This window comes from Fundicoccus ignavus, assembly GCF_009659375.1.
GTDB classification, from domain to species: Bacteria; Bacillota; Bacilli; order Lactobacillales; family Aerococcaceae; genus Fundicoccus; species Fundicoccus ignavus.
This window is the reverse complement of sequence record NZ_WJQT01000014.1, coordinates 1-22,930: the sequence shown is the minus strand read 5'-3', so window position 1 is coordinate 22,930 and position 22,930 is coordinate 1. Positions and strand designations below refer to the sequence as shown.

Sequence of the window (22,930 nt, the reverse complement as noted above, 5' to 3'; positions counted from 1 at the left end):
GGCAGGTAAAAAGCTGAAAGAAGCATGAATCATTACTAAAACTTTATGTTTTTACTTACTATTTTGCTTATAATAGAAAGAAGAGAAGATACAAAGAGATTTTAAGGAGTTGTTAGTAGTGTCACATTTAGACAATAACGAAAGTAGAGTTTCACGCCATGAACGATATGCACGTAAGCAACGGCGCAAACATGGTAAAATCAGTTTGCTAATCTTTGGTTTACTCATCTGTATGGTAATACCGATGCTTATCCCATCAGATACACCACAAATTAATCAACAAGCTGTGGAAGCGGCTGTTCAAGAACTTTATTTGGATAATCAATTTGATTTTCTGAACCCTAATCTAACACGTGAACAACTCGAACAACAAATCAAGAAAGTCTCAAGTTTAACCATTGATTCCAATGACCCTTACTATCTGAAAGCTCAACAGGCTCAAAGTAAATTTGAAGCAATTGAAGGGTTAAACACTCTTTATGAAACAGAGACTAGCATCATTGAAGGTCAAGTAGTCCAAGCAGATTTACGATTGCGACAGGACGTAACGCTGGATCAAGTAACGGCAGCAGTTAGTGAAATTAACCTGCCTGAAGAAGATGCACTTTCACAACAAATTAATCAATTGTATCGTGATGCAGAACAGACTATGCAACAAGTTGTAGCCGTTCAAGCTTTGGTTGAACAATTACCGACAGAACTAGCAAGTGAGTCTGATTGGCCAACACTGATTGCTGACATTAATGAAATAGATACACTTTTACAAACAATTGGCTCACAGCCACCGATTAAAACGGTGGCAACCGAATTTACCAAGAAGGTCGATGTTTTTGCCACTAACATTAAAGAAGATAGCAATCATCAAGAATTTGACTCGCAACTTGTTGAGCAAATGTTTGAATGCGACGCTTTGGCACGACGCTTGAGTGGCTCAATTCTAGACGAGAGAAAATTGATTGCCTTAACATTTGATGATGGTCCGAATCCTTCATACACACCACAAGTGCTAGATATTTTGGCTCAATACGACGTAAAGGCTACTTTCTTTTTATTAGGACAGGAAGTAGTGAAGTATCCTGAGCTTGTTAAAGAAATTGCTGATGCGGGCCATCTGGTAGAGAATCATTCGTTTGGGCATCCGGATTTTGCAACCATCTCTGATGATGAATTACTCGATGAAATTAATCGCACTCAAGAAGCAATCTATGATGCGGCTGGCATATTGCCGACGATGTATCGCATGCCGTATGGTTCTGGAGGTGCTAGAGTTGTTCAAATGTTCCCGGATTTGCAATCAGTTATTTGGAATGTCGACTCAGAGGACTGGGTGAGCGAAGATGCTTATACAATTTATCTAAATGTTATGGAAAACTTACTCCAACATACGGTTTTATTAATGCATGATAAAGATCAGTCAACGGTAGACTCTTTAGAATTGTTGATTCCAGAATTAATCGCACAAGGTTATGAATTCGTATCACCTTTAGAAATTAATATGGAATTCTTATATTATGAGTAAATAAACTAGCAAAGCAGCCTTACTTTTAATAAGAGAGGCTGTTTTTGTGTTTCAGTATAAAATCCCTATTTCAAAATACGAACCACTACACTATAAGTCGTTTTCACTTAACAGAGTTTTACAATCCGAACGATTAGTCTGACAAATATGTAAGCGCTAGATATCCCTAATAGACGCACTTGCAATTATGCTCTATAATAGAAGGGCAAAGGTTTTGTTTGAAAACCTAACAAATGTAAACAGAAAAGAGGCGAGAAGAATGACAAAAGAACCGATTAACCAACCATCAAGCTCTGAAGTGGAACATGATGAAGTGAAAGTTTTCCAAGGCTTAACGCAAGCAGCTATTATGAATAATCTTCAATTATTAGACATTCTTGATTTGAATGCAGAACAATTAACTTATTATTTAGAAGAAGCTATTTTGGAAAATCCTTTTATAGATTTGGATTATGCTTTGGAAAAGGGTGTAGCCAATATTCAGTACCATGAAAAGGAAACAACCATTCAAGGGGTGGACCCTCAACTACCGCGTATGCCACAGAATTTGTCGACTTTTTTATTTGAACAGATTATGTTGTATCGTCAAACTGAAATTCGTGATGCCATGGTGAAAATTGTAGATTACTTAGATGATCGTGGTTATTTACCTTATACCTACTCAGAATTGGCAAGCAAAATAGAGGTGACACCGATTGTAGCCTTGGATGCCATGACGTTGATTAAACAACTTGAGCCAGCGGGAGTGGGAGCGCGCGATTTACAGGAAAGTTTGATGTTACAGACAGAGCAAGATAATCATGCACCAAACGTTGCTTACTTATTATTAGAGGAGCACTTTGATGCATTATCAGAAAAAGACTACGCTGAGATTGTTGATAAAACGCAGTTAAGCTATGACGAAGTAATGGAATGTGTGAACTATTTCCATACATTACGTCCTTCGCCAGCAACTCTGTTTGATCAGCAAGATAAAATTAATTTGATTCCTGATGTGACAATTGTAAAAACTCAAGATAAATTAGGTGTGCGTTACAATCGTCAGTACTATCCGAAAATTAATTTTAATCAAAGTTATTTTGATGAAATGAAGGCGAAAAAAGATGCTGAGCTATTAGCATATATTCAGCCACACCATGTAAATTATTTGAAATTAGCGGAAAATTTACGTTTGAGAGAACAACTAGTTTTAGAAGTAACTAAAGCAATTGTACTGTCACAAAGTGATTACTTCATGCATAAGAGTTCAGAGTACGAACCGCTATTAATCAAAGATATTGCGAAGGCAGTTCGCTTATCAGAGCCAGTCGTTAATTTAATTGTGACCAATAAAAACGTTGAGTTTGAGAAGTATGTATGTCCACTGACTGACTTTATTAATGTTAGTAGCAAAAGAGGGCGTGGTGGCTTGACGGCCTCAAATATTAAACAATTAATTTTCGATTTATTGGAAAAACATTCACACGAATTATCGGATGAAGAAGTCGTTGAATTATTAAAAGAACAAAAAGTTATGATGAGTAGTCAACTCGTACATACTTATCGACAGAGCTTCCAATAAAAATGTAGCTATACAAAAATTCTCCCTAATATTCAGTTAGGGAGAATTTTTGTATTATAAGCTTAGCGTTGATGTAATGGAGTGCGCGCTGCGCATTGTAGCTGATTTATCAAGCTTTATACTTCGCTTAGTATTCCAACAAAATAACGCAGTATGATCATGTTAAAACTGCTCAAAGGAATTTAAAGACCTCGGACTTTGTCCGAGGTCTGTTGATGTATTTGGGCTTAGTTAGGCTCATTGTAGAACAATGAGTGGTTTAAATTCATGAGGTGCATTGGCATTAGTTGGTCGCTTGCTTCATCGTAATAGGCAATCATAATTAATCGGTTCCCTACTTCAGTAATGGCCGAATTAAACAAAGCAACATCATTTTCTTCAGCAATCGCAGTTGATTCACTATAAGTCATTGGAACAATGACACGTGGTACATAAATTGTTTGGCCGTTTAATACCATTGATATTTGATCCACTGTTACATTCAGTTGAGCGAGCGCTTCGTTCCCGTTAATTAAATCAAGGACATTTGCTAGGGCAGCGTCTGTCACTTGAGGTGCGTTGGCTGCTTGTTGTTCAGCAGAAAAATTCGCAATGTAGTACTCCTCAATTGCTGATAGTAATTCAGATTGAGTGACAGATTCAGGGACAGTAGCTGTTGGGAATTCAGAATCGCCCATCACACTCTCATTAAATAAAGCTGCATCACTATCTGCTTCTTCATCTTTTTCTTCAACTGTAACTGTCACGTGTTCTACTTCCGTTTTAACTTGAACACTTGACGATTCTTCAACAGGTGTTTCAGTAGTTTCCTCAGTTTGATTAAAAAATTGACAACCAGATAATAAGACAACACTCATTAAAGTTAATATATATTTTTTCATTTCGAATCCTTCCTAGTCGTTTATCTTGACCATTATAACAAAAACAAGGCAATACCGTGTAACAAAATGATAACAGCCTGATTAAAACATTAACATGGTCAAAAACAGGGCACTAAAACGTTTTCTATAAAAATACTGTGTTAAATCCTTGCATATATTGAAAACCTTCCTTATAATTAACAAGGTTAACTATTGACGACGTTAAATAGTTTTAAAAAGGTGGTGATAAAAATGCTTGAAAATGATTTAGTTCATAAAATGTTTCAATTTCAATATAATATGGCCAGGATTTCTTACTGGGATATTGTAGATAATCTTGCGAAAAGTGAGTATATCTTAATGCGAAAAATTGCGACTTGCCATGAGAATAATCATCGTTTAACTTTGACGCAAATTGCACATGAATTGCAGTTATCTAATCCGGCAATTTCACGGACAGTTAAGAATATTGAAGCTAAACAATGGATTGTACGTGAAAATGATGAAGATGATCGACGTAACTCGTTTGTCGTGTTAACGCCATTAGGTGAAGCTGAATTAAAGAAGGCTAGTTCAGTGATTCATCAGGTGATGCAAGAAGCGTTAAACAAAGTTGGTGAGAAAGAAATGCTTGAATTTTTCGAATTAGGTAATACGATACATGAAGTCATGCTTGAAACCTTTGATGAATATCGTCAGCAGAAACAATCACCTAACAATAAGGAGTGAAGAAATGAAATATCTATTGATTCAATTGAAACCTCATTGGAAATATATTGCTATTATTTTAATTGCGCATATCGTGCAAGCTTATACAACGATTTTACTTCCAAGTCATACATCAAACTTAGTCGATGTGGGCATTCAAAATAGTGGGTTTGAATATGCAGTTCCTTATGCATTAACTGAGGAAACCTATGAAACGCTATCTGCCATTATGCTACCAGAAGAACGTGAAATATTGCAGGCAAATTTTGAACAAGATGCTGCAGGAAACTTTAATTTAATTGATTCAGCATCACTTAGCGATGAAGCATTCGTAGCATTAGAACAACAATTTTATTTACCGCTAGCAATTACGCAAATGATGCGTAACTTACCAGCGGAGGAAGCAGCTCAAGCAGAACAACTACTTGCTTTAGCTACTACAAATCCCGAAGCAGTAGCTGAAATGCGCAATCAACTTGCACCAGAACTTGAATCATTAGGTGAAGCATCAGTTCGTAACACAGGGATTCAATTAGTTGTATCTGAATATAGTGCAACGGGTAACGATGCGAATGAAATGAAAATCAGCTATTTAATGCACGAAGGGGCAGTCATGCTCTTTATTGCTCTAATTACGTTCGCATCAGCAGGTTTAGCTTTTTATTTAGCTTCAATTGTAGGGGCTGAAGTTGGTTTTGACTTACGCGCCAGAATTTTTGATAAAGTATTGAGTTTTTCACAAAACGAAATGAGTGAATTCTCAACTGCCTCATTGATTACACGTAGTACGAATGACATTCAACAATTACAATTAATTGTAACATTGCTATTGAGAATTATTATTTTCTCACCTATTCTAGCTCTTTTTGGTGTGTTCAAAATATTTGCGACACACGTGAGCATGGCGTGGGTCTTGATTTTAGCACTTGGTTTAGTCGGAATCCTTGTAACTATCTTGTTTAAACTAACCATGCCAAGGTTTAATATTTTACAAAAAATGGTCGACCGTATTAACTTGTTGACGCGTGAAATTTTAACGGGCCTTCAGGTAATTCGTGCCTTTGGTCGCCAAGAGACTGAAAGCAATCGTTTTGACGAAGGAAATACAGACTTAAAGAATACGTTCCTATTTGTTGGACGTACGATGTCATTAATGATGCCGATGATGTTATTAATTGCGAATATCATTTCGGTTTTAATCGTATGGGTAGGTGGTCATCGTATTGCTTCTGGAGAGATGCAAGTAGGTGAAATGATGGCCTTCATTACATACACAATGCAAGTTATTTTCTCATTTTTAATGTTCTCCTTGATGTCTATGCAAATTCCTAGAGCGCTTGTTTCTGCAAGCCGTATCCAGGAAGTGTTGGATAAATCATTAACGATTGAAGACCCAAGTCAACCAGTTGTCTTAGAAGACGTTAGAGGTGAAGTATCCTTTAATGATGTGACATTTAGTTTCCAAGATTCTGAGGAAGAAACATTAAGAAACATTACTTTCACTGCTAAACAAGGGGAAACCACTGCTATTATTGGGAGTACAGGGAGTGGTAAGTCGACTGTCTTAAGTATGTTATTACGTTTCTATGATCCAACTAAAGGCAATATTACAATTGATGGTGTAGATATCCGCGACATAAGCCAAGAACAGTTGAGAGACATTATTGGTTTTGTTCCTCAGAAAGGTGTACTTTTCTCTGGGAACATCCGCAGTAATATCTCATATGGTGTTGATAATATTTCAGATGAATTATTAGAAAGGGCTTCTGAAATTGCGCATGCGTCAGAGTTTATCCAACAGAAAGAAGAAGGGTATCTTTCGCCAATTTCTCAAGGTGGAACGAATGTCTCGGGTGGACAAAAACAAAGATTATCAATTGCTAGAGCGATTGCTAAACAACCACATATTCTTGTGTTTGATGATAGCTTCTCAGCACTTGATTATCGTACAGATGCATCTCTAAGAAGCGCTTTAAAAGAAGAAATTAAAGACGTCACAACCATCATTGTTGCACAACGTATTAGTACCATTCTTGATGCTGAAAAGATCATTGTATTAGACGAAGGAGTTATCGATGGTATCGGAACTCATAATGAATTGATGGAAAAATCTGCAGTTTACCGTCAAATTGCGACGTCACAATTATCACCTGCTGAGTTAGCGGAACAACAAGAAAAAGGCGTTGCGCGTGTTGCTAAACAAACCTCAACCGATGATGCTTCAGAATTAGGATTGGAGGGTTAAGCATGTCTCAAGAAAATAAAGGAAAAACAAGTTCAGGACCTGGTTCTCGTCAGCCAGGTGTCGTTGGGAAACCCAAAGACTTTATGGGAAGTATTTCGCGTATTGCGAAAGAAATCTTCTCGCACAAATGGAAGATGCTGATTGTTATTCTGACAACGATACTGTCAGTTGTCTTTAGTATCCTTGGACCTAAGGCATTAGGTAGTGCCACTACGGAACTATTTAATGGGATTGTTCGTCAAACACAAGGTACGGGTTCAATCGACTTTACAGCGATCGGCAGAATACTGATGTATGTCATCTTATTATATGTAGTGAGTACAGTTTTCGGAGCGGTTCAAGGGTATATAATGGCAACTGTTTCTGAAACGGTTACGTATGATTTAAGAAAGAATATGATTGCTAAAATCAACCGTATGCCAATGAGTTATTTTGAATCTCGTCCTTATGGGGAAATATTATCACGGATTAATAATGATGTAGATACTCTAGGACAAACTCTTAGCCAAGGTGTGACACAGTTATTAACATCAGTATTAACAATGGTTGGTATAGCAGGGATTATGTTAACTATGAACTGGGTATTAGCGATTGTCGTTATGTTAACTGTTCCCATTAGTATTGCGGTGATTCGTTTTATTATGAATCGTTCGCAAAAGTATTTCCGCTCACAACAAAAATCAGTCGGAATTATTAATGGACAGGTTGAAGAAGTTTATTCAGGTCATCAAATTGTTAAAGCCTACAACCAAGAAGCACAAACGGCTAAGAAATTCATGGTTGAAAATGAAAAATTAAGAGAATCTGCTTGGAAATCTCAATTCTTCTCAGGGATTTTATTCCCATTCATGCGTTTCTTAGGTAGTTTAGGCTATGTAGCAGTTGTTTTAGTTGGTGCCTATATGGTAATGATTGGCGCGATGAACGTAGGGGATATCCAAGCCTTTACACAATACGTCAACCGCTTCACTCAACCAATTTCACAATTGGCACAAATTGTCTCAATGATGCAAACAATGGCAGCAGCTGGAGAACGTATTTTTGAATTCTTAGATGAAACAGAAGAAAGTCAAACGGATGGCGAGATTTTAAATATCTCAGATATTGAAGGTGCGATTGAATTTGAAAATGTAGCATTTGGCTATAATCCAGATCAACGAATCATTAACGACTTCAGTGCGAAAGTACAACCGGGTCAGAAAGTTGCGTTAGTTGGACCAACAGGTGCAGGTAAAACGACGGTTGTTAAACTGTTAATGCGTTTCTATGATGTTAATTATGGATCGATTCGTATTGATCAGCAGCCAACAACTAAGTTTAGCCGTCAGAGTTATCAACAAGCAATGGCAATGGTATTGCAAGATACTTGGCTATTCAAAGGTTCAATTATGGAGAACATTCGTTACGGCCGTTTAGATGCGACGGATGAAGAAGTAATTGAAGCGGCTAAAGCAGCACGCGTACATCACTTTATTAAACAATTGCCAGGGGCTTATAAATTTGAAATTAATGAAGAAGCTTCAAACGTTTCTCAAGGACAAAAGCAATTATTAACAATTGCGCGTGCTATCTTAGCTGACCGTCCGATTTTAATCTTGGATGAAGCGACTAGTTCAGTGGATACACGTACTGAAATTTTAATTCAAGAAGCAATGGATGAATTGATGAAAGGACGTACGAGTTTCGTAATTGCTCACCGTCTATCAACCATTAAAGGTGCAGACTTAATCCTGTATATGGAGCAAGGTGATATTGTTGAACAAGGTAATCACGAGACATTAATCGCTAAAAATGGCCGTTATGCCAACTTGTATAATAGTCAGTTTGCTACGGCTTAAAATGAGAATTCGATTAGATTGACAGAGTGCTGACAAAATAATAAAATGACATTAAGTGAGCATATCAAGCAATTTAACACTTAATACTAAATATAGATATGACCGCATTAGATACGTTAAGAAACGAATGCGGTCATTTTTTGTATTAGTTTAGAAAGAAGGACAAGAGATGACGGCAATTACACCAGACACAATTCAATGGAATGAATTAGGTTTTAGCTATATCGATACTGGGAAAAGCTTTCGTGCATATTTTAAAGATGGACATTGGAGTGAAGGGCAGATTGAGTCAAGTAAAAATATTTCGATTAGTGAAGCTTCGCCTGTTTTTCATTATGGGCAGTCATGCTTTGAAGGCTTAAAAGCCTATCGTACTCAAAATGGAGACATCCAGTTATTTAGACCGGATAAAAATGCTGATAGAATGATTGATTCAGCGGAACGCTTATTAATGGAGCCTTACCCTAAGGAAGCTTTTATAGAAGCTGTTCATAAAATTGTCAAAGAAAATGCAGAATGGGTCCCTCCCTATGAGAGTGGTGCAACATTGTATATTCGTCCTTTTCTAATGGGTGTGGGTGATATCGTAGGCGTTAAGCCAGCAGATGAATATATCTTTAGTATCTTTGTTACGCCAGTAGGTCCTTATTTTAAAGGGGGATTAAAGCCAGCTAATTTCTTAATTAGTGATTATGATCGTGCTGCACCAAATGGTACTGGAGCGGCTAAAGTTGGCGGAAATTATGCGGCAGGAAATTTAGCAGGTAAACTCGCTAAAGATCAAGGCTACGCGGATGCCATCTTTTTAGATCCTGCTACTAAAACAAAAATTGAAGAGGTTGGTTCTGCTAACTTTTTTGCGATTACAGCGGATAATCGTTTTATCACACCGAAGTCGCCTTCAATATTACCAAGCATTACCAAATATTCTCTAATTGACATTGCGCGTGAACGCCTAGGCATGGAAGCGGTTGAAACAGATGTCTATTTGGAAGAGTTATCTGGTTTTTCAGAAGCTGGAGCAATGGGAACAGCAGCGGTTATTACACCAATTGGCTCAATTGTTCATGGAGAGCATCGTTATGTTTTTGGAAATGGACAAGAAGTGGGATCAGTAACGCAACGTTTATATAATGAACTAGTGGGAATTCAATTTGGCGATATAGTAGCACCAGAGGGTTGGATTCAAAAAGTTAAATTAGGTTAAATTTTAAGTTTTTTCAAAGGTCTTTATTTTGATTTGCGGATTATGAAGATGCTTGTTAGTATTAATCATATTGGATGTATACTATTCGTTTATTTAAGGAGCCGAGAGCATATGTTGAGAGTATTGCGTATGATTTGGAAGGGGTTTGTTAAGTTAGTTCAATTAGCCTTTCTTACTTTCATCTTATTTATCAGTGTTATTGGACTGATTAATCTATATACAATCGGCAGTACTTATTCACAAATGCTGACACCGGAAGAATTAGCAAGCACTGACTTTATGGCGGCTGATGTTCCCATTCTAGTGTTAGGTGCCGGTGTGGTTAATAATGAAGAGCCTAGTTTGATTTTAAAACAACGTTTGGATCAAGCGTTTGAGGTTTACGAATTAGCACCTGAAAAGCGGTTAATTATGAGCGGTGACCATCGTGATATTTACTACAATGAAGTGGCAGTTATGAAAGATTACCTCGTTAATAAAGGGGTGCCGAGTTCGCAAATTTATTTAGATCATGCAGGTTACTCGACTTATGCGAGTTTATATCGCTTGAAAGAAGTGATTGGTGAAGAACGTGTCATCATTGTGACGCAGGGCTATCATTTATCAAGAGCGCTGATGTTAGCACGGGGCTTAGGACTTGACGCTGTGGGTGTTCCTGCACCTGATTCAAAATCTTCAAGAGGTTATCGTGAAATGCGCGAGATATTTGCACGGGTCAAAGATTTTGCGATTACATATTTAGGCTATGAAGAAGAGGAAAGCCCGATTCTTGGAGAAAAATTTGATTTACTGATGGATGGTGACCAAACCAATGATAAAGAGGGTTTGGGCAATTAAATTGCAACGTTTGTTCCGCTAGATGAAAATCAGATTAAAATTAAAGATTGACTTTTAATCGGAAACACTTTAATGTGTAATTATCAACTAAACCTATAAATGATGAAAAGAGGCAATTATCATGCAAACAACTTATTTATTACAATCAGCACGATTTTTTAACAACTACTTTAGATAGTGTTTGTATCTGAACCATGGGTACAAACACAGAACGACAGTTTGTATCTATGAGGAGTTGTTAATGAACATGCCCGCATAGATGAATCGAGTAGATTAAAATCTAATGCGGACTTGTAATAAATAACCGTTTGTTTAGCCATATTCTAAGGTTGAGACAACAGTTATAAAGACCTACTTGGATTTTAATTAATTCAAGTAGGTCTTTTTTATCGTAAAAACAGTCAAGTGAGACACCGTTCAGGCAGAATATAAGGAGGAAATATAATGAAAAATTTACAAAAGTATACTAAAAAAATGATAGCAGGTTTAACAACAATGGCAGCTGTGACAAGTTTATGGACATCTGGCACTCAATTAATTAGTGCTCAAGAAGAAGCAACAAAAGGTCCAATTAGTGTAGGTATTTTCCAATTTAATGATCATGGTTCACTTAACGCTAACCGCGAAGGATTTATCGATGGTTTAGCTGAATTAGGTTATGTAGAAGGTGAAAATTTAACGATCGATTATATGAATGCGAATGCTGATATTGCAAATTTACAATCGATGAGTGAGTCACTTGTAAACAACAATGATTATTTATTCGCAATTGCGACACCAACTGCTCAAGCTTTAGCAGGAGCAACAACGGATAAGCCCATCATTTTCTCTTCGGTGGCAGATCCACTAGGAGCTGGTGTTGTTGATTCCTTTGAAGAACCTGGACGTAACTTAACAGGGACGACAAATATTGGACCAATCCCTGAGCAAATCGATATGTTGTTTGATATTACACCAGATGCTAAGAAAGTAGGCATTATTTATAACTCAAGTGAAGTAAATGCACAGTATCAAGTGGATATAGCAATTCCTGAAATTGAAGCACATGGCGCTGAAGCTGTTTTAGGTACCATCACTTCAACAAATGATATCAGCCAAGTCATGAGCAATCTTGTAAAAGAAGTGGATAGTGTCTACCTAGTAACCGATAACTATATTGCCGCATCGATGCCTTTAGTGGGTGATATTGCGAAAGAAGCGGGTCTGCCAATTATTGGTGGCTCCAATGATATGATTATTGAAAATGGCTTAGCAACTTTTGGTTTAGATTATTATGAATTAGGCGTTCAATCAGCTGAGATGTTAGTTAGAATTATCGAAGAAGATTTAGATCCAGCAACAGTGCCGGTTGAGAAAGCTAAAGTCCTTGAATTAATTGTAAATGAAGACTATGCAGAAGTAATTGGAATTGATCCAACAACCATCAAAGCACCTGCCGAATCAGCAGAATAAATTAATTTATAATGAGAGAAATTTTAAGTTGATTAAAAAACAAGTTGACATTCAGTGAAACATTATTTAATATAAATCTAACGACAAAAATATTGACCTAAAAGCGAGGATAAAAAATGATTAAGCAAGAAATATTACAGCATTCAACATATTACTACGGCTACTTTAGATAGGTTTGTATCTATAACTTTTAGATACAAACATTAAACGAAAGTTTGTATCTATGAGGAGCTGTGATTTTGAATGCCCCGCATAGATAATCTATCCAGATTAAAATCTAAGCGGGTGTAATATGAAACTAGCTTAATTAGCCGAAGGTTAATTAATCAGTTATAAAAAACCTTAGTTAGATTTTAATTATATCTAGCTAAGGTTTTTTTGTTGTTATTATTGGTAAATGTATAAGTAGTTAAAAATTAGGAGGAAATTATTATGAAAAACCCATATCGTTATTTGAAAACAGTTTTAGCGGCTTCGATGGCTGCAGCAAGTTTGGTCTTACCTTTAGCGCACACGACACAAGTTGAAGCTAAAGAAGCAATTAAAGTAGGAATTTTACAATATGTGGAGCATGATTCTTTAGACGCAGCACGAAACGGCTTTATTGATGGTTTAGCAGAAGCAGGCTATGTTGAAGGCGACAACCTAACATTAAATTACTTAAATGCAGGTGCTGACAATGCAAACTTACAATCAATGGCTGAAACGTTAGGTAATGGAAATGATTATGTATTTGCGATTGCGACACCTGCTGCCCAATCTGTAGCCAATGCAGTGACCGATATACCAGTGTACTTCTCAGCTGTAACAGATCCAGTAGACGCTGGTTTAGTCGAAAGTTTAGAAGCACCTGGAAAAAACATTACCGGAACAATCGATGCAGGTCCGATTAAAGAACAAGTTGATCTGTTATTGAGTATCGAACCAGAAGCTGAAAAAATTGGAATTATTTACAATTCGGGAGAAACTAACTCTCAAGGTGAAGCAAACAAAGCAATCGAATACTTGGAAGAGTTAGGTAAAGAAGTAGTGCTTGCAACGGTTACTTCAACAAATGACATTAGTCAAGTGATGGGAACTTTAGTAAAAGAAGCAGACGCTATTTTTACTGTAACGGACAATACAATTGCAAGTGCAATGCCTTTAGTAGGAGACTTAGCTAAAGAAGCAGGATTAGCGATTGTAGGTGGTTCTAAAGATATGATTGTTGAGAATGGTTTAGCAACATATGGTTTAGATTATTATGAATTAGGTAAACAAACTGCTCAAATGTTAGTTAAACAAATTGAGGAAGGTTTAGACACAGCTGCAATTCCAGTTGAATCAGCTGCTGTTTTAGAATTAGTAGTCAATGAAGATTACGCTGAAGCAATTGGTATTGATCCAGCATCAATTCAAGCACCCGCTTCATCAAATGAAGAAAACAATAATGAAGAGTCAACTGCTGACCAAACGTCTGAGGAGGACGAATCAGCAGAATAACAAGCCTAAAGGAGCTAATAGACATGTTATCAAAATTTAAAAGTACATTGAGAAAATCAGTAAAATTTGCTGCAGCGATTAGTTTAATTTTACCTTCGTTAGTAGTAAACCCTGCTGTTTCCGCACAAGAAGATGAAACAATTGAAATAGGTGTATTACAATTAGTTCAACATGAAGCCTTAGATGCTGTTTTAAAAGGATTTACAGAAACACTTGATGCGTCTGAATATGCTGATCGTATTGAATGGGATATTCAGAACGCGAATGGCGATCAATCTGCCTTACAATCGATGGCTGAGAAGGTGGCACGTGATAATGATATTCTATTTGCGATTGCGACACCAACAGCTCAAGCGTTAGCAACTGCCGAAACTGAGAAACCAATTTTTATTGCAGCTGTAACAGATCCAGTTGAAGCTGGTCTGGCTGATTCGTTAGAAGAACCTGGTCGTAATGTGACAGGAACAAGTGATATGGCACCGATTGCCGATCAAGTCGACTTGCTAGTTAGAAATTTCCCAGATGTGAAAACGGTAGGGATCATCTATAACTCAAGTGAAGTCAATTCAATGGTTCAAGCTAAAACTGCGACAGAAGAATTGGAAGCAGCTGGCTTAACGGTTGAGGTAACAACTGTTACCAACACGAATGATATTGCACAGAATATGACTGCTTTAGTAGAAAAAGTGGATGCGATGTTTATGGTGACGGATAACACAATTGATAGTTCAATTGCTTTAGTCGGTGATATCGCTAAAGCAGCTGGTATTCCAACGATTGGCTCTTCAGATTCAGTTGTTTTAACCAATGGGCTAGCTACATTATCAAGCTCATATGAAGAATATGGGATTCAAACAGCCGAGATGGTTATCAGAATGCTGGATGAAGACTTATCGGCAAGTGAAATGCCAATTGAATTAGCAAAAGAGTTCAACATAATTGTGAACAAAGAATTTGCAGAAGCAATTGGTATCGACCCAGAAACTATTAAATAGTAGAAAAAATGAGAGGTGCAATTGATGAAAGAGAAACATCCTAAATTTATGAACAAATCGTTGTTACTTGCTATGCTAATGTCGCTACTTGCGATCATCCTATCTCCTTTGGCAAATGCCAATGCTCAAGAAGACACCCCTATCAAAATAGGCGTACTTCAGCACGTTGAGCACGAAGCACTTAATGATGCCCAACAAGGTTTTATTGATCGTATGAATGAAGAATATGGCGACCGTATTGAGTGGGACATTCAAAATGCGAGCGGGAATATGGCTAGTCTTCAATCAATTGCTGAGAAATTAGCGAGAGAAAGTGATGTTCTATATGCTATTGCAACGCCAGCGGCTCAAGCGTTAGCTGCGGTAGAAACTGAAAAACCAATCTTCTTTTCAGCTGTCGCAGCTCCTTTACAAGCTGGACTTGTTGATACGATGGAAGAACCAGGTCGTAATTTAACTGGAACGACTAACTTAGGTCCGATTGAAGATCACGTTGAGTTGTTAATTAAAAATTTCCCTGATGCTAAAAATATAGGTATTCTGTATAACTCAAGTGAAGTTAACGCGCAGCATCAAGTAGATCTTGCAGTTGAAGCAATGGAAGCCAGAGATTTAACGCCGGTGTTAGGCACGATTACAAGTACAAACGATATTCAACAAATTCTGAGTTCCCTCATCGAAGAAATTGATGTATTATTGATGGTAACAGATAATACAGTCGATAGTTCGATTGCTTTAGTAGGAGACATGGCAAAAGCAGCTGGCATTCCAACAGTGGGGTCTTCGGATTCAGTAGTGAAGGCTAATGGCCTAATGACGATTTCAAATTCATATATTGATTACGGTGTTCAAACAGCAGAGATGGCAATTCGTTATCTTGAAGAAGACTTAAATGTCGCGGAAATGCCGGTTGAAATTGGGAAGAATTTTGTTATGATTGTGAATGAAGAATTCGCTGAAGCAATTGGCATTGATCCAGCTACATTGGTAGAATTAGACTAATTGCTGATTATAAAGAGTTAAGTTAGAAAAGAGGAAAATCATTATGTTAGATGTTATCGCATCAAGTTTTACCCAAGGATTGCTTTGGGCGGTTATGGCAGTCGGGGTTTATGTAACATTTCGTCTGTTAGACATTGCAGATTTGTCAGCTGAAGGGGTATTTCCGCTTGGTGCAGCCGTAAGTGCTTCAATTATTACAATGGAGCATAGTCAAGAATTAGCACCATATATTCCGTTTATTGCGACATTAGCTGCTTTCGTAGCAGGAGCCATCGCAGGTTTAGCTGCAGGAGTCATCCATACAAAGTTAAATATTCCGCCACTCTTAACAGGGATTTTAATTTTAACTGGTTTATATTCAATTAACTTGAATATTATGGATGGACGTCCAAACATTGCATTGTTAGGTAAAATTACAATTTTTACTGCTTTACAAGATGCAACTGGATGGAGCAAGAATACAACTGTAGCAGTCATCACTGCGATTGCCTTAGCAATTATCCTGACAATACTAATTTTGTTTTTACACACCGAAGTTGGTCTAGCTTTAAGAGCTACTGGTGATAATGACAAGATGAGTGAAGCGAATGGTATTAACACAAATCGCATGAAGATTGTTGGTTATATGATTGGTAATGGTTTAATTGGTTTAGCTGGCGCAATGCTTGCTCAAAACAATGGCTTTGCTGATATTGGAATGGGAACTGGGACAATTGTTATTGGATTAGCATCGGTTATTATTGCGGAAGTAGTGGTGCCGAACTTGACATTAGGCAAACGTCTAACAACGATTATAATTGGTAGTTTTGTTTACCGCTTGATTATTGATACAATCTTGAATCAACCATTTGTCACTGTAAAAGCGACTGATTTAAGATTATTCCAAGCACTTCTGTTAATGTTAGTTCTTTACTTACCAGAGTTTCAGAAACAACAAGGGCGTTTAAAACGTCGTAGAGAACTTGCGAAAGGAAGAAGATAACATGACTGAAAAAAGACTCGAATTAATTGATATTCATAAGACCTTTGAAGCGGGAACTGTCAATGAAAACTATGTATTAAAAGGCGTTAATTTGACATTAAATGCTGGAGACTTTGTGACTGTTATCGGAGGTAACGGTGCAGGAAAATCAACGTTGCTTAATACAATTACAGGTGCTTTGTCACCAGATTCTGGTTCAATCATTATTGATAACCAAGATGTAACAGCGTTGGCAACAGCAAAACGCTCTAAATTAATCTCACACGTTTTCCAAGATCCTAAGATGGGAACAGCTTCACGCTTAACGATTCAAGAGAATTTAGCTTTAGCTAATAAACGTGGTTTAAAACGTGGTTTGTCAAAAGGTGTGAAAGCTGATGACAAAGAAATGATGCGTGAGCGTCTAGCTACGTTGGAATTGGGCTTAGAGAACCGTTTGACAACAGACGTAATGTATTTGTCAGGTGGTCAGCGTCAAGCCTTAACCTTATTAATGGCAACTTTACGTAAACCGGAATTACTATTGTTAGATGAGCATACTGCTGCACTTGACCCTAAAACAAGTGAAATGGTATTGAATTTAACAGATAAAATTGTCAGAGAACAAAACTTAACAACGCTTATGATTACGCATAATATGGCGGATGCTTTGGCATACGGTAATCGTACGATTATGTTACACCAAGGCCGTATTATTTTGGACGTGGCGGGTGAAGAGAAAGCTAATATGACCGTAACGGATCTATTAGAGATGTTCAAACGCGAAGCGGGCGAAAGCATTACAAATGATGCCATGTTATTATCGTAATAAAAAATCAGTCTAAAGAGTGAGTCTTTTGAAACGGGAATCCGTTATACTGAAAGAGCTCACTAATAGAATAGTTTAAATATTGCGTGTGAGCTTTTTAAAGTTCATGCGCATTTTTTTTACTTAAAGAATAATTGAGGTTTGTTTGAGCGTTCAGTGAATGATACTATTAGTAGGAGAAGCGTTTAAAAACGAGTATTTGAAGGAGGATTATCAATGTATTTTGATTCAACGTATGTATTAGTATTAATTGGTATGGCAATTGTTATGTTTGCACAACACCGTGTGACCTCAACTTTTGCGCAATTTAGTTCAGTAGAGACAAGTAAACGTATTACGGGTCGTCAGGCAGCCGAGGCGATTCTAGCTTACAGTAATATTCATGATGTGACAGTCGAACATGTTAGAGGGAACCTAACCGATCATTATGACCCACGTAATAAAGTATTACGCTTATCAGATGCGACATATGATTCTGATTCAATCGCAGCTGTAGCAGTAGCCGCTCATGAATGTGGGCATGCAGTACAAGATGCTCAAAACTACCATTTCTTAAAAGTTCGCAGCTTTTTAGCGCCCATTACACAAATTGGGTCAACCATTGCGATGCCTATGATTTTTCTAGGTTTAATATTGAGTTGGATGGGCTTAGTTCAATTAGGAATTCTAGCCTTTTCTTTAGTGCTTGTGTTCCAAATTGTAACGTTACCGGTTGAATTTGACGCAAGTAAACGTGCTTTGGCTATTTTAGAAGACGGTGGTTTCATTTTAGCGAATGAAACACCAAGCGCTAAAAAAGTATTGAATGCTGCTGCTTTTACTTATATTGCCGCAACATTAAGTACGGCTTTACAATTATTAAGATTAATCTTAATATCAAACCGTCGCAGAAACTAATCAATTAAATAGATGTCTTAGGAGGTTTATAGTGTGAGTTTGTGGCAAAAAATGAAAAAAAGAAGAGTTAATCCACAGTTAGCTCATGATTTAATCGCAAAGACGAATGCAGAAGTGGATAAAATTAATCCCCTTAACATTATGGTTGTAGGGAAAACCGGAAGTGGTAAAAGTACACTTATCAACGCACTATTCAGAGATAAAGTTGCGACAACTGGCGTTGGAATGCCGATTACTCAAACGGTTGAAAAACTAACTAAAGAAGGCGTTCCGCTCACAATATTTGATACAAAAGGTTTAGAGCTAAATATTGATGTTCAACACGAGGTGTTGAGCGAGCTGTCTGACCTGATAAAAACAGAAACAGCCAAAGGAGCGCAACATGCCCTTCATTTAGTTTACTATTGTTTAAATGCGAATATGTCGCGAATAGAATCCTATGAGTTAGAATTAATCGAGGCTTTAGCGCAACAATTACCGGTTATCATTGTACTTACACAAACTATTGGAGAAGAGACTGGGAAATTCGAGCATTATTTAAACTCAATGAAGTTACCAGTTGAAGCAATCATCCCTGTTCTGGCCAAAGATTATCGAATCACTAAACAAAATATGATTCCAGCTTTTGGTTTGCAAGAATTAATTGACGCGACATTGGAAGTTATCCCTTCTGAGGTGCATAAAGCTTTTATCAACGCCCAACAAATAGATATTAAACTCAAAGAAGAAAAAGCTAAGAGTTGGGCTAAAACCTATATTACTTCAGCTTTTGGAGTAGGCTTTACGCCGATTCCGATTGCCGATGCAACGCTTTTAGTCCCGATGCAAATCACCATGTTAGGGCATATCACAGCGATTTTCGGTTTGTCATTGGATAAATCTCAAGTCATTAGTATGATTGCAGGTGTAGGTGGTACAAGTGGTACAACGCTATTAGGTAAGTTTTTAGTCAGTTCAGTCTTTAAGGTAATTCCTGGAATTGGCACGATAACCGGTGGCGTGATTAGTGGTGCAACCGCAAGTGTTTTAACAGTTGCTTTAGCTTATAGCTACATAGAAGTGTTAAAACGTATCGCAGTGGCAGAGAGCCAAGGTGAAGACTTAAAATTAGTTGAGATTCAAAAGTTAATGAATCAGAGTTTTACAGAACAATTATCAATGGTATCCAATATTTTACCTAATACTGTTCAAAATAAGTTTGTACCAGAGTGGCTTGAACACTTTATGAAATAACCATAACCCGTTTTACAATCAGCCTTGTCAAACTGACAAAGTATGGCTTGTAAAGCGGGCTTTTTTATTAGGAAAATTCGATATTATATCGGCCATTTACCTCTAATGTGTCGACTCATTTTTTAAGTTAGCACGATACAACGGACGCAAATCAATATACTCTAAAAAGACGAACTAAACAGTTCGCCTTCTTAAAATAACCATAAGTCTTCTTCTATATTTCTGATTACTTAATTTCTTTACGTTTAAATAGAGTTAAGCCAACAAACGTAAAGACAATAAAGTATATAAACGCGACAATGTAAGAAGCATTCTCAATACCGAATACTGACAAAGCAACGTCTGGATTCAACTCCGTTAAAACATAAGGTCGTATAGCCTTTATCCATTCACTCGCGTAAGAAGCTAAATTTAAAAACAAAGGTGACATAATAAGTATAATCATTAGAACTGTAATTGGCATTGTGCCGTCAGATACGAATAAAATAGCAATATACAGCGCTAGATAAGCTAACCAAATTGGGAGGTAGGCTAAGAACTTATCGACGACAATCATTTCTACCAGCGAACTAAAATCAGTTGGGTAGAAAAATTGAATGACAAGTGCGAAAGTTAAAAATGAAAGGGCAAGGAATATCAGTGCAAAAGTTAAGGATGAAATGAACTTGCTGAAATAAATCTTGGTTCTTGAGTAGCCAATACTTGCACTATTGACAATTGTTCGATGCTTAATGTCATTGTTAAACGTAGTTAACGTTAAGCCGAGTAAGAAATAGACAGCCATTGAAGTAGCAAATTCAGCGTAAGCTTGTGCTAGAAAATAACTTGGAATGCCACCAGTTCCTGAGAAATTGTTCTCAAATAAGTAAGGCACAATGACGATAGCCATGCTGATTAAGCTAGACATTAAGAGCCATATTTTGGGAGAGAGACGTACTTTTAGTTGATAAAATTCAGCTTTAATTAAATTAAACATGGTGTGTGTCACGTCCTTTCGATTCAATCATATTGAGGAAAACTTCTTCCAATTTATGGGTTTTACGGACCAGGTGTGAAAGTTTAAATTCATTCTGGAACAGAGTATCGGCTAAATCTTCTGCCGGAATGTTTAAGTCATAGACTTTGATTAATTCGTCTGTATCTAGTTCCATTTGAGCATCAGGAAAGGCCGTTTGCAGAATATTGATAGCCGCTAAAGGTTTGTTAACGCGTATTTCGTAATAGCTTTGAATTCTTTCTTGCAATTCCCCTTTGGTAAATTCATCGATTTTATTACCTTGTTCTATAATGACAAAGCGAGTGGCTAAGTGCTCTAGCTCAGTCAGAATATGTGAAGAAACAAGAATCGTTAATTCCTCTTCTTGAGCTAATTTCAATAACAAATCACGTACTTGTATAATGCCGGTAGGATCGAGTCCATTCGTTGGTTCATCAAAGATAAGCAGTTGAGGACGATGAAGGAGTGCTAAAGCAATCGCAAGTCTTTGTTTCATCCCTAGAGAAAATTCTTTGAATTTCTTACGGCGTGTATCTGCTAAATCAACAAGCGCCAACATTTCATCGACCCGATTTTGGTCTTTAATGTTGCGTTGAATGCGATAATATTCTAAATTTTGCTTTGCTGTCAAATCTGGGAAAAAGGCAGGTGCTTCAATAATTGTGCCGACAAAATGACGATTTTCTAAAGCTCCTTGTTCATCTAATGAACCAAACAGACTCAAAGAACCTGAAAATTCTGGCGTCAACCCAGTGATAATACGGAATAAAGTTGTTTTACCTGCACCGTTGCGCCCAGCAATCCCTACAATCTCTCCTTTACTGACGGTTAAATCGAAGTTATTCAACGCTAATTGCTTCCCGTATCGTTTAGTCAGCTGCTTAACTTCTAAAATTGTTTCACTCATGTTAGCTAATCCTTTCTATAATAAACATTCATTTGATCTCCTTAAGTATGTCATGTAAAAATGATAAAGAAATCAGTCGCGAGGACTACCCACCTACCAAAATATGAATTTTTTCATTTATAGATTGACAAAGGATAAGACGTCCAGTAATATAACTAAATGTAAATAGTAATTGTTACGAATTGATTTTTCTAAAATGAAGGAGTCCAAATATGAAGAAAATATCAACGCAATTTTTTAATCTATTCAGTATGTTGTCAATTATACTATTGTTATTAGGCAATAGTCTTGTCGCAAGCGCTCAAGAAAAGAAGCAAGTCATGACAACTTTTTATCCAGTCTATTATCTAGCAGAAAGAATTGGCGGAGATGCGATTGAAATTTCAATGTTGTTAGAAGGTAACCAAAATGCTCATGATTATGAAGCTAGTGCAAAGGATGCAGCGAGAACACAGTCATCTGATTTATTTATTTACCAAGATGACGAAATGGAGTATTTTGTCAGTAGTTTATTTAACTTGATTGATCTTGATAAAGTGCAGGTGTTAGAAACGACTGTTGGCATCGAATTGTTAGCGGGAGACGCTCATGATCACGACCATGATGATGAAGACGGCCACGACCATGACCATGATCACTCGCATGATTATGATCCGCATACATGGTTAGATCCGATGATTTATGCGCAACAAGCTGCGAATGTTAGGGATGCATTGATTGAATTGGATTCAGCTAACGAAGCGGTTTATCAAGCGAATGCTGAGGCATTAATTGCTGAATTAGAAGTATTAAATCAAGAATTTGAAGAACAATTAGCTCAATTAGATGATCGTCGCATTGTCGTGCAACACGCAGCTTTTGGCTATTTAACACATGCGTATGATTTAGAGCAAGTTGCGATTGCGGGCATTTCGTCGACGCAAGAACCGAGTGCTCAGGCTTTAGCAAGTATGCAGGATTTTATTAAATCAGAACAAATTAGTGTTGTCTATGTTGAGCCGTCATTGGATCAAGCGATTGCCAATACCGTCACAAGTGTCAGCGATGTAGAATTGCGTCCTTTGAGAACACTTGAAACAGTGAGTGCTGATGAAATGGCTGAGGGGATCGACTATTTTTCAATAATGAGAGATAATTTAGTTGAATTGACGCGCTAATTCTACTATTATTGCTATGAAATAGAAATATTCAATACAACCTACAGAACCGAACGGATTGTTGGCTAGTTTGCTACGCTTTCCGTTCGGTTAACGTTGTGTATATAAAAAAATTAAAGAAAGACTAACTATATAAAGTCAAGCAATAAGTTGTAAAAACATTACGTTAAATTTTAGAAATTGAGGGCACACCAAATAAGCTCAAAGAGTGTATTTTTTAAAATTTACTGTAATCGAACTTCG

19 protein-coding genes are annotated in these 22,930 nt (G+C 37.1%); 16 read left to right on the top strand and 3 right to left on the bottom strand.

Going from position 1 to position 22,930, the window contains the following annotated elements:
• Positions 1–118: 118 nt before the first annotated feature.
• Complete coding sequence (locus GF867_RS14400; RefSeq protein ID WP_153832878.1) at positions 119–1,519, top strand: polysaccharide deacetylase family protein; 1,401 nt, start codon at positions 119–121, stop codon at positions 1,517–1,519.
• A gap of 259 nt (positions 1,520–1,778) precedes the next feature.
• Positions 1,779–3,080, top strand: coding sequence for an RNA polymerase factor sigma-54 (locus GF867_RS09525; protein WP_172972660.1), 1,302 nt, complete (start codon positions 1,779–1,781; stop codon positions 3,078–3,080).
• A gap of 227 nt (positions 3,081–3,307) precedes the next feature.
• On the opposite strand, the gene GF867_RS09520 is transcribed toward GF867_RS09525, so the two are convergent.
• Positions 3,308–3,961, bottom strand: a complete 654-nt coding sequence (locus GF867_RS09520) for a lipoprotein (protein WP_153832876.1) — start codon at positions 3,959–3,961, stop codon at positions 3,308–3,310.
• A gap of 231 nt (positions 3,962–4,192) precedes the next feature.
• Between GF867_RS09520 and GF867_RS09515 the strand changes: the two genes are divergently transcribed.
• From GF867_RS09515 to GF867_RS09455, 13 genes are all read left to right on the top strand, one after another.
• Entirely contained in the window at positions 4,193–4,669 is a 477-nt protein-coding gene (locus GF867_RS09515) for a MarR family winged helix-turn-helix transcriptional regulator (RefSeq protein ID WP_153832875.1), read from the top strand.
• Positions 4,670–4,673: 4 nt separating this feature from the next.
• The gene (locus tag GF867_RS09510; RefSeq protein ID WP_153832874.1) at positions 4,674–6,893 is read left to right on the top strand and encodes an ABC transporter ATP-binding protein; all 2,220 of its coding nucleotides are present in this window, start codon (positions 4,674–4,676) and stop codon (positions 6,891–6,893) included.
• 2 nt (positions 6,894–6,895) lie between these two features.
• Positions 6,896–8,731, top strand: coding sequence for an ABC transporter ATP-binding protein (locus GF867_RS09505; protein WP_153832873.1), 1,836 nt, complete (start codon positions 6,896–6,898; stop codon positions 8,729–8,731).
• 169 nt (positions 8,732–8,900) lie between these two features.
• Positions 8,901–9,938 (top strand): branched-chain amino acid aminotransferase, encoded by a 1,038-nt coding sequence (locus GF867_RS09500; protein WP_153832872.1) that lies wholly within the window; start codon positions 8,901–8,903, stop codon positions 9,936–9,938.
• Between the two features lie 111 nt (positions 9,939–10,049).
• A complete protein-coding gene (locus GF867_RS09495; RefSeq protein ID WP_172974003.1) occupies positions 10,050–10,775 on the top strand; it encodes a SanA/YdcF family protein in 726 nt (241 codons plus the stop codon).
• Positions 10,776–11,219: 444 nt separating this feature from the next.
• Positions 11,220–12,227, top strand: coding sequence for an ABC transporter substrate-binding protein (locus GF867_RS09490; RefSeq protein ID WP_153832870.1), 1,008 nt, complete (start codon positions 11,220–11,222; stop codon positions 12,225–12,227).
• 432 nt (positions 12,228–12,659) lie between these two features.
• A complete protein-coding gene (locus tag GF867_RS09485) occupies positions 12,660–13,709 on the top strand; it encodes an ABC transporter substrate-binding protein (RefSeq protein WP_153832869.1) in 1,050 nt (349 codons plus the stop codon).
• A gap of 23 nt (positions 13,710–13,732) precedes the next feature.
• Positions 13,733–14,704 carry an ABC transporter substrate-binding protein gene (locus GF867_RS09480; RefSeq protein ID WP_153832868.1) on the top strand — a complete coding sequence of 324 codons (972 nt, stop codon included), beginning with the start codon at positions 13,733–13,735 and terminating at the stop codon, positions 14,702–14,704.
• Positions 14,705–14,728: 24 nt separating this feature from the next.
• Positions 14,729–15,706, top strand: a complete 978-nt coding sequence (locus GF867_RS09475) for an ABC transporter substrate-binding protein (RefSeq protein ID WP_153832867.1) — start codon at positions 14,729–14,731, stop codon at positions 15,704–15,706.
• A 43-nt stretch (positions 15,707–15,749) separates the two neighbouring features.
• Positions 15,750–16,688, top strand: a complete 939-nt coding sequence (locus GF867_RS09470; protein WP_153832866.1) for an ABC transporter permease — start codon at positions 15,750–15,752, stop codon at positions 16,686–16,688.
• A 1-nt stretch (position 16,689) separates the two neighbouring features.
• Entirely contained in the window at positions 16,690–17,496 is an 807-nt protein-coding gene (locus GF867_RS09465) for an ABC transporter ATP-binding protein (protein ID WP_153832865.1), read from the top strand.
• 216 nt (positions 17,497–17,712) lie between these two features.
• Complete coding sequence (locus GF867_RS09460) at positions 17,713–18,393, top strand: zinc metallopeptidase (RefSeq protein WP_153832864.1); 681 nt, start codon at positions 17,713–17,715, stop codon at positions 18,391–18,393.
• Positions 18,394–18,426: 33 nt separating this feature from the next.
• Positions 18,427–19,626, top strand: a complete 1,200-nt coding sequence (locus GF867_RS09455; protein ID WP_366927810.1) for a GTPase — start codon at positions 18,427–18,429, stop codon at positions 19,624–19,626.
• 226 nt (positions 19,627–19,852) lie between these two features.
• Here GF867_RS09455 and GF867_RS09450 read toward each other — a convergent pair whose 3' ends face one another.
• Together GF867_RS09450 and GF867_RS09445 are read right to left on the bottom strand one after the other, a co-directional pair.
• Complete coding sequence (locus GF867_RS09450; RefSeq protein WP_153832863.1) at positions 19,853–20,602, bottom strand: ABC-2 family transporter permease; 750 nt, start codon at positions 20,600–20,602, stop codon at positions 19,853–19,855.
• Positions 20,595–21,530: an ABC transporter ATP-binding protein gene (locus tag GF867_RS09445; RefSeq protein WP_153832862.1), complete on the bottom strand. Its 936-nt coding sequence runs from the start codon at positions 21,528–21,530 to the stop codon at positions 20,595–20,597. The genes GF867_RS09450 and GF867_RS09445 overlap by 8 nt, the downstream gene beginning before the upstream one ends.
• A gap of 212 nt (positions 21,531–21,742) precedes the next feature.
• Between GF867_RS09445 and GF867_RS09440 the strand changes: the two genes are divergently transcribed.
• Positions 21,743–22,687: a metal ABC transporter solute-binding protein, Zn/Mn family gene (locus GF867_RS09440; protein ID WP_153832861.1), complete on the top strand. Its 945-nt coding sequence runs from the start codon at positions 21,743–21,745 to the stop codon at positions 22,685–22,687.
• The last annotated feature ends 243 nt before the right edge of the window (positions 22,688–22,930 follow it).